We start from the raw sequence: 1,368 nt of genomic DNA, 5'->3' as shown, positions 1-1,368 counted from the left end.
ATCGGTCATTGGACCACCTCCTGCACGCCCGGCCAGGCTTGGGCAACGTCACGCAGTCGCTCAAGATCGACGTTGGCATACCCTTGGGTGGTCGCGATGCAGCGGTGGCGTAAGACTTCAGCGATCTCGCTCAAGGAGGCGCCGTGGCGCAGCATCCGTGTGGCCAGGCTATCGCGAAAGATGTGTGCACCGACACGACCACTGGGCAGCAGCCCGGCACGCTCAAGCGCGCGATGGGCGATCGCGCTGACCGTCGAGGGATCCTGCAAACCGATCCGCGGCGCCTGGCGGCTCAAAAAGAGCTGGCGCGAGTCACTGTGGCCTCGGGCGACACGCAGGTACTGCACGATCGCTTCGCCGACGTCTTGGAGCAATGGCAGGCGATCGAACTGAGCCCCTTTGCCGCGCACCAGAAGTTCGCCTTGCTCCCAGTGCACATCCTCCAATCGCAGCGCGAGGACCTCACTCGCGCGTAAGCCCAAACGCGCCAAGAGTTGCAAGACCGCAAACTCCCGACAGCCACGCAGAGACGAGCGATCAACCGTCGCCAGCACGCGCTCGATATCCTCATCGCTTAGGATCGGCGGCATGGGCTTGGGCTGGCAGCGTCCGATGCAGGGTAAAGCTGTTGAAAGATCGCGGCTAATGAGACCTTTCAGGAGGCAGAAACGCAGAAACGAGCGCAGCCCGGCGGCATACACTTTCACGGTGGCAACGGCATGCTCCGGGCTGAGCGTGAGCAGGTAGCGCTGGATCGCGCGCGCATCCAGATCAGCGGCCTCTTCGGGCAGGTGCATGGCTTCGATAAAACCGCGCACACTGACCGCGTAAGCCGCGATCGAGTGAGCGCTGAGTCCTTGCTGGGACTGCAGATGCTCAAGGTAGCTGTGGCGCAGCGCGTCCGCCGTCGATCGTTCCATCGGGCGTGGCGGCAGAACCTTCGCCTCACGCAGATAGGCGAGGAACGCCTGCAATGCGCTGCGATGCTTGTAAAGAGGACGACCGGGACTCGCCAAGAAGGCATCGATACAGGCATCGAGGTCGTCAACCTCACACAGGCGAATCCCCGACGTGTGGGTCCATTGTATAAACGGCACAATCCGGCGCGCCTTGCCGCGCCGGGTGTTCTCGGCATATCCGGCTTGGGCGAGGCCGGAAAGGAACGCCTCAAGATGGTGATCAAGATCGGGCTCACAGCAAGAAGGCCCAGAGGCAAAGTGCTGCTCGGACATAGCGTCTCTCCACAGATCTGGCGGTGTTGCCAGACCTGAGAGCCGACGGCATTATGCCGAACAGGTAAAGCCGAAAAAGCGTGAGCCATGCCAGACGCGGCGCGCCATGCGGCATAACCGAGGATGCGGCATAACG

Annotated in this window: 1 protein-coding gene; it reads right to left on the bottom strand. The window is 62.4% G+C overall.

The features are described 5' to 3' along the window. Window positions 1-5: 5 nt before the first annotated feature. A complete protein-coding gene (locus VBE63_RS29390) occupies window positions 6-1,232 on the bottom strand; it encodes a site-specific integrase (protein ID WP_323686513.1) in 1,227 nt (408 codons plus the stop codon). Window positions 1,233-1,368 lie beyond the last annotated feature (136 nt).

This window comes from Lamprobacter sp. (genome assembly GCF_034860625.1).
GTDB lineage: Bacteria > Pseudomonadota > Gammaproteobacteria > Chromatiales > Chromatiaceae > Lamprobacter.
The sequence above is the reverse complement of the archived record's forward strand: the minus strand, read 5'-3'. Positions and strand labels throughout refer to the sequence as shown.

Coding starts and splice junctions, on each gene's coding strand:
- VBE63_RS29390 (WP_323686513.1), bottom strand. CDS start 1,232: ATGTCCGAGCAGCACTTTGCCTCTGGGCCTTCTTGCTGTGAGCCCGAT.